This is a genomic window from Streptomyces sp. NPDC052042 (genome assembly GCF_044548345.1).
Taxonomy (GTDB): Bacteria; Actinomycetota; Actinomycetes; order Streptomycetales; family Streptomycetaceae; genus Streptomyces.
This window is the reverse complement of sequence record NZ_JBIUBU010000026.1, coordinates 86,579-92,578: the sequence shown is the minus strand read 5'-3', so window position 1 is coordinate 92,578 and position 6,000 is coordinate 86,579. Positions and strand designations below refer to the sequence as shown.

Below are 6,000 nucleotides of genomic sequence, written 5' to 3'. Positions count from 1 at the left end.
ATCGCCCTCGTCATGCTCACCCTCGCCGGCCCCCGCCCCACCCTCCCAGGTCGCCAACTCACGACGGAATGACCCACTCATGCGGCAGGAGAGCCATCTTTCGCCTGCCGATCGAGGAAAGCGAGGTCGGCAAAGTGTTGATCAGTGCGTCGGCATTGCGATGGGAATCCGATATGCGCAAAGGACGGGCGGTGAGTCCGTACCAGCACGTCTCACCTCTGGTGATGAACTCGAACTCGCCTCCCGAGGTGAGCCGCCACGAGGTCTCGCCCTGCTGCTCATCGTCGGCGGCCCACGCACGGAGTTCGGTCAGCGCGTCGAGTACGGACGGGGTCAACGGCCGTAACACGTACGGGGGAATCCACGGAGCCCCCGGATTCGGGTCCAACCTGTCCGCGAATCGGGCCGCTTGCCCCCGGAGCCAACGGACGGCGAGCCGAGGAGATGAGCCGATGAACCCACCGAGATAGGCGGTCGCTTGTGCGCCACCCGCGTACACCTCGGCAAGAATCTGCCCCGTCACAGCAGCTCACCACTGCTGCGCGCGTTGGCGCGCAACCGTTCGGCGGGGGTGGCGATGCGGACGCGCTCAGGTTCGGCTTCCCACTCGACACCACCAACGACGGACCGCAGGGACCAATACGGGCCGACAACCCCTCGGAACTCGCCCACACGGTCAAGACAGATGTCCACCAAGAGCGTGTCGGGAGCCGGGGGCCGGGAACCGGGGAGGTTCCTGCCGCTCGGCGGCAACGATCTCTCCAGACATGGCCGCTCCTCTCCGTAACGACTTCACTACCAGCGCGGCTCAGCGTGACCTACCGTCAGGAACCATTCAACCTGGCGTGAGCGGAAGAAAGGTTGGTGATAACCCTTTGAATCGCAAGGAGTTGAACCCGGAAAGCTCCCCTCAAGCCGCCTTCGGTGCGCATCTTCGCAGCTCACGTGAGGAACGCGGCTGGACGCAGGAGGAGCTGGCGGACCGGATGGGGTATTCCAGCACGCATATTTCATCAGTCGAAACTGGTCGCAAGCTTCCGACCCTGCGTTTTTCGCGCAGTGCGGATCGCTCCTTCGGCATCGGGGATGCGCTCGACACCTTTGAGCGTGAGTGGCGCGAAATACGGCACGGCTCACTGCTGGAGGGCTTCCCGGAGTTCGTGGGGCACGAGGGACGAGCGGCGGAGATCAGGCTGTACGAAGTGGGCGTGATCCCCGGCTTGCTCCAGACACCGGAGTACGCAACGGTAATCAACCAGAGCGAAGTCCGGCGGGGAGCCATCACGAGCGACCAGGCAAGCGAGAGGATCGCGCTCGTCGCGGAGCGACAAGCCGCGCTCAATCGGACGCCTCCACCGCTGCTGTTCGTTGTGCTGGACGAAAGCTGCCTACGCCGCCCCATCGGTGGACCTGCCGTCATGGACGCACAGATGGTGCGGCTGATCGAGTTCGCCGACCAGCCGAACACCGTGCTTCAGGTTGCCACGTTCGCCATGGGGGAGCGCCGTCCGTTCAACCTGCCGACAACCGTGCTGACACTGCCGGATCGGCAGCTCATGTCGTACGCCGAGTCAGCTCAACGTGGCCATCTGGAGCGGGAAAGCACGACAGTTCTGCCCCTGTTGACGGCCTACCATCAACTACAGGCAGAAGCGTCCTCGCAGGCGGAATCTGTAGCGATGATCAATCGGTTACGAAAGGGAGCCCCGTGACGACCGAATCTCCCCGCTGGTTCAAGTCTTCATACAGCGCCAACGGCGGCCAGTGCATCGAGGTCGCTGCCAACCTCGTCGCCTCACGCGGCGTGGTTCCCGTCCGCGACTCCAAGAACCCCAACGGCCCGGTATTGAACACCTCCGTCGACGCGTTCACGTCCTTCGTGGACAGCGTCAGGTCCGGTACGTGCGGTGTCGCCTGACCGACGGCCAACAGCTACCGGCGCAAGGTGCCCCATCGCGCCCAGCACGGTGGGGCACCTTTCCGTGCGGGCACACGGCAACGGCAAGGGGCCTCACGTCCAGCTGGGCGAGCCACCCCCGCGTGCGCGGGGAACAGAGCTCCTGACGACGAGTTCGGGCCCCTGGGGATCCGGCCCACCGCGGGCTCCTGCTCGCCGCCCAACGCAAGGAACGTGCCCGCACCCGCAGCGAAAAGGGCATCCGTTGGGGCGGACGCCCCCTCAACACCGCGGCCTGACCAACCGCGAACAGCAGCCCCCGAACGCCGACGGGGCAAGTTCAGGAGAAGGACAGCGACAGAAGGATGACTCAGGAGGCGGGCGGCTCGATCTCCCCCGCGAAGACGATGACCTGGTCGATGAGGCTCCGTCGCAGATGGACGACGTCCGTTCCCTCCAGGCGGGGGCCTCCATCAGGCGTGGTGAAGACCCACTGGTACCGGGCCCATTCGTCAGGCATGTCCACCGCTGAGCAGCGCACCATCGTGCCGGTCCCCGCCGGGTGGCGTCGGATGTCCAGCACGAACCGCTCGACCGCCGCGATTCCTTCGCTGCGGCCCAACGGCCCCCAGAAGACCACGTCTGAGGTCAGGGCCTGGGAGAGCAGGGCAGTCACATAGCTGTCGTCCGAGGCGTTGAACGCGGAGATGAACGTGTCGATCGCGGAGCGTGCGGTCTTTTCCTGCATGCCCCAGTAATACCAGCCGTTTCGCGTGCGCTCGACCCATGAGCCGCCTTCCGATCACGGTGAATCTTCCCGGTCACAGCACTAACGGCATGGGGGCTACTCGGCCACCACGGCTGCCGCCGCCCCCACAGGGATCGCCAACACGGCGTCGGCCTCCGGGAGAAGCCTGACGCGCCACGGCGATTGGGCCATCCGGCCCGACCCGCTGACGAAGTATCCGCTTTCATTCTTTCATCCGCATTTCGCGTGTTTTCATCTCGCCATGGAGGCGATCACGTGAAGGGCGATGACAGGGGCGGCAGGACCGCCAGGACCGGAGACCGACAGCCGAACGCGAACGCGCGAGCGCTCACATCGCGGCGGCGGTTGCTGACAGCGGCAGCGCTCGCGCCGGCGCTGACTGCCGCAGGGGCGTCCACAGCCACCGCACACGCATGGCCCGAACACCCCGAGCGGGCCGGAGGGCCTGGAAGGCCCAAAGGCCCCGGAGCACCCGCCGGACCGGCCGCATCCTCCGCGCCGCCACACGGCGAACGGGTCGCGCCCGTGCCCACCGCGTTGGCGGACTGGGCGGGCGTGGCGAGGGCGCTGGGGCGCGTGGGCAACATGCTGCGCGGCACGATCTATCACACGGGCTTTCCCCGGCGGGACCTGCACGTGGTCTCCGAGGGGGTGAACGTCACCCCGGGGCTCGCGCTGGGCACGCATGTGGCCTTCGTCCGTTACGCCGACGGCAGCACGATGCTCATGGGTGACGTGGCGGTCACCGAGGAGGAGTTGCAGCAGGTGACCGACGCGTGGCTGGCGCGCGGGATCGCGCAGACCGCACTCCACAAGCACCTGCTCTCCCAGACCCCCGACATCTGGTGGACCCATGTCCACGCGCACGGCCACGACCCCGTGGCCATGGCTCGTGGCCTGCGCGCCGGACTCGACCGCACCGGGACCCCGCCCGCCCGGCCGCCGCGACCCTCGGGCCCGGTCGACCTGGATACCGCCGGGATGGAGGCTGTGCTCGGCGCAGAGGGAACGGTTGAGGACGGGCTGTACAAGGTCCTCTTCGTCCGCCGCGAGACGATCGCGGACAGCCACCTGATCCTGCCGCCCGGCCTGGGCTCGACCAGCGCGTTCAACTTCCAGCCGCTGGGCGGCGGCCGGGCCGCGCTCAGCGGCGACTGCGCCATGCTGGCCGACGAGGTGCCCGGCGTACTGAAGGCCCTGAGGCGCGGCGGAGTCAAGCTCGTCGAACTGCACAACCACCATCTCTCCGAGGAACCCCGCCTGTTCTTCACCCACTTCTGGGCCGTGGACGACGGTGTCGCGCTGGCCCGCGCAGTGCGTCCGGCCCTGGACGCGACGAACGTCGTACCGTCCCCGATCGGCTGAGGCGTTCCGCACCCGGCCCGCCGGTGCGGCTACGACAACACACGCGCCGGCCCCACCCGCGCCGCCCCGTACCACCCGCGCAGCCAGCGCATCCGGCGCATCCAGCGAATTCCCAGCCCCCACCCGAGCCGTCGCGCCCCGCCCATGACGCCGCCTCGTGGACCTGATCCGCCGGTCCAGCGAACCCGGACACGCCCGGCCGTGGGAACAGTTCCCCATATGGACCAATATATGGACCAATCGGACCCGAGTGGCGCGTGTCCATGCAGGAGACCGGGCACCCATGTCCCGTCTATCCCGTCTGTTCCCTGCTCCGTCTGTTTCCCCGCTCCGTCTGCTCCCTGCTCCGTCTGCTCCCTGCTCCGCCGGTCCCGTCCGGCCCTCCCTCTTCCTTACCGCCCGTCAGTCTTCTCCCTCTGGAGTTCCGCATGGAATCAGCAACCGGCGCCCGGTTCTGCCCGTTCGACTATGCCGAGGCCCTCGAATTCGACCCGGTTCTCAGGCACTTGATGACCGAGGAACCCGTATCCCGTATCCGGTTGCCGCACGGCGACGGCGAGGCGTGGCTCGTCACCGGCTATGACGACGTACGTACGGTGACCACCGATCGGCGCTTCAGCCGGCACGCCATCATCGGCCGGAACTTCCCGCGCATGACCCCGGAGCCGATCGTCCAGGACGAGGCGATCAATGTGATGGACCCGCCGGCGAGCAGCCGGCTGCGCAGCCTGATCTCCAAGGGCTTCGCGCCCCGGCAGGTCGAGCGTATGAGGGTGCGCACCGAGCACGTGGTGAACGAACTGCTGGACCGGATGGAGGAGCACGGGGCGCCCGCCGACCTCTTCAAGCACCTGGCAGCGCCGCTGCCCCTGACCACCATCTGTGAAGTCCTCGACATCCCCGCGTCCGACCACGACCAACTGCGCGGTCACGCACGGACGATGATGGACACCACCGTCGAGAACAAGGACAACGCGGTGCGGTCCAAGGCCGAGCTGCGCGCGTACTTCCAGAGGCTGACGGCGGAGCGCCGTGCCGATCCCGGCGACGACCTGATCAGCGCCCTGGCCACGGCGCGCGACGGGGACGAGATCCTCAACGACCAGGAACTGACCGTGATGGCCATGGTCCTGCTCATCACCGGCCAGGACACCACCACGTACGAGATCGGGAACATCTCCTACACGCTGCTGACCAGGCCGGACGAGATGGCCACGCTGCGCGAACGCCCCGAGATGCTACCGCAGGCACTCGACGAACTGCTGCGTTTCATCCCCTTCCGCAAGGGCGTCGGCATCCCCCGCGTCGCCACCGAGGACGTCGAGCTGAGCGGAGTGCTGATCCGGGCGGGGGACATCGTGCACGTCTCCTATCTGACGGCCAACCGCGACCCCCGGAAGTTCGACCGCCCCGACGAACTGGACCTGGAGCGCAAGGGACCGCCCCACATGACCTTCGGCTGGGGCGGCCACCACTGTCTCGGCGCCCCGCTCGCCGCCACGGAACTGGAAGTCGCCATCGGAACGCTGCTCAAGCGCTTCCCCGCCCTGAAACTGGCGACGCCCGCCGAGGAGGTGCGCTGGAACAAGACCTCGATCTGGCGCTATCCCCTCGAACTGCCCGTCACCTGGTGACCGTTCATCCCGTAGTAGTAGCGCGTGACCGGCCTTCCCATAGCCGGTCGGCCGGTCACGGGACAGGTGGCGTCCCGTGACCGGCGCCGAACGCCTTCTCCCGTCCGGTGCCGACCGCCATCTGTTCGCGCTTCGCATTCGAACGTGATCGATGATGCGGCCCCGTGGGAGGCCCGGCAACCGGACGGGCGGACACGAGCCCGGCACGGTGCCGGGCACCACCGAGACCGAGGCCGGGACCGGTACCGTCCCGGACGCCGCCGGGTACCAACCAAGTACGGTCCACGAACGCCGCCAGGTACCAGCCCCGTATGGCTCCCGGGCGACGTCGGGGC

7 protein-coding genes and 1 pseudogene are annotated in these 6,000 nt (G+C 67.8%); 5 read left to right on the top strand and 3 right to left on the bottom strand.

Translation table 11 applies throughout. The annotated features are described in order from the left end of the window. Window positions 1-58 precede the first annotated feature (58 nt). Both ACIHCL_RS30685 and ACIHCL_RS30680 read right to left on the bottom strand, forming a co-directional pair. A complete protein-coding gene (locus ACIHCL_RS30685; RefSeq protein WP_399867070.1) occupies window positions 59-349 on the bottom strand; it encodes a hypothetical protein in 291 nt (96 codons plus the stop codon). A gap of 170 nt (window positions 350-519) precedes the next feature. Then, complete coding sequence (locus ACIHCL_RS30680; RefSeq protein WP_399867068.1) at window positions 520-672, bottom strand: hypothetical protein; 153 nt, start codon at window positions 670-672, stop codon at window positions 520-522. 203 nt (window positions 673-875) lie between these two features. On the opposite strand from ACIHCL_RS30680, the gene ACIHCL_RS30675 reads away from it, so the two are divergent. The 3 genes and pseudogenes from ACIHCL_RS30675 to ACIHCL_RS30665 form a co-directional block, all read left to right on the top strand. Continuing rightward, on the top strand, window positions 876-1,712 hold the full coding sequence (locus tag ACIHCL_RS30675; protein ID WP_399867074.1) for a helix-turn-helix domain-containing protein: 837 nt from the start codon (window positions 876-878) through the stop codon (window positions 1,710-1,712). After that, window positions 1,709-1,918, top strand: coding sequence for a DUF397 domain-containing protein (locus ACIHCL_RS30670; protein ID WP_399867066.1), 210 nt, complete (start codon window positions 1,709-1,711; stop codon window positions 1,916-1,918). The genes ACIHCL_RS30675 and ACIHCL_RS30670 overlap by 4 nt, the downstream gene beginning before the upstream one ends. A gap of 188 nt (window positions 1,919-2,106) precedes the next feature. Further along, window positions 2,107-2,196 (top strand): annotated as a pseudogene (locus tag ACIHCL_RS30665) (IS630 family transposase); the annotation flags it as partial. A gap of 71 nt (window positions 2,197-2,267) precedes the next feature. Here the strand turns inward: ACIHCL_RS30665 and ACIHCL_RS30660 are convergent. Next, the gene (locus tag ACIHCL_RS30660) at window positions 2,268-2,645 is read right to left on the bottom strand and encodes a nuclear transport factor 2 family protein (RefSeq protein ID WP_399867063.1); all 378 of its coding nucleotides are present in this window, start codon (window positions 2,643-2,645) and stop codon (window positions 2,268-2,270) included. Window positions 2,646-3,191: 546 nt separating this feature from the next. Here ACIHCL_RS30660 and ACIHCL_RS30655 point away from each other — a divergent pair. Both ACIHCL_RS30655 and ACIHCL_RS30650 read left to right on the top strand, forming a co-directional pair. Then, complete coding sequence (locus ACIHCL_RS30655; protein ID WP_399867060.1) at window positions 3,192-4,031, top strand: DUF1259 domain-containing protein; 840 nt, start codon at window positions 3,192-3,194, stop codon at window positions 4,029-4,031. Window positions 4,032-4,459: 428 nt separating this feature from the next. Then, entirely contained in the window at window positions 4,460-5,665 is a 1,206-nt protein-coding gene (locus ACIHCL_RS30650) for a cytochrome P450 (RefSeq protein ID WP_399867058.1), read from the top strand. Window positions 5,666-6,000 lie beyond the last annotated feature (335 nt).

Bases quoted from the DNA above. Each gene is read 5' to 3' on its own strand.
- ACIHCL_RS30660 (WP_399867063.1), bottom strand. From the start codon at position 2,645: ATGCAGGAAAAGACCGCACGCTCCGCGATCGACACGTTCATCTCCGCG.
- ACIHCL_RS30650 (WP_399867058.1), top strand. From the start codon at position 4,460: ATGGAATCAGCAACCGGCGCCCGGTTCTGCCCGTTCGACTATGCCGAG.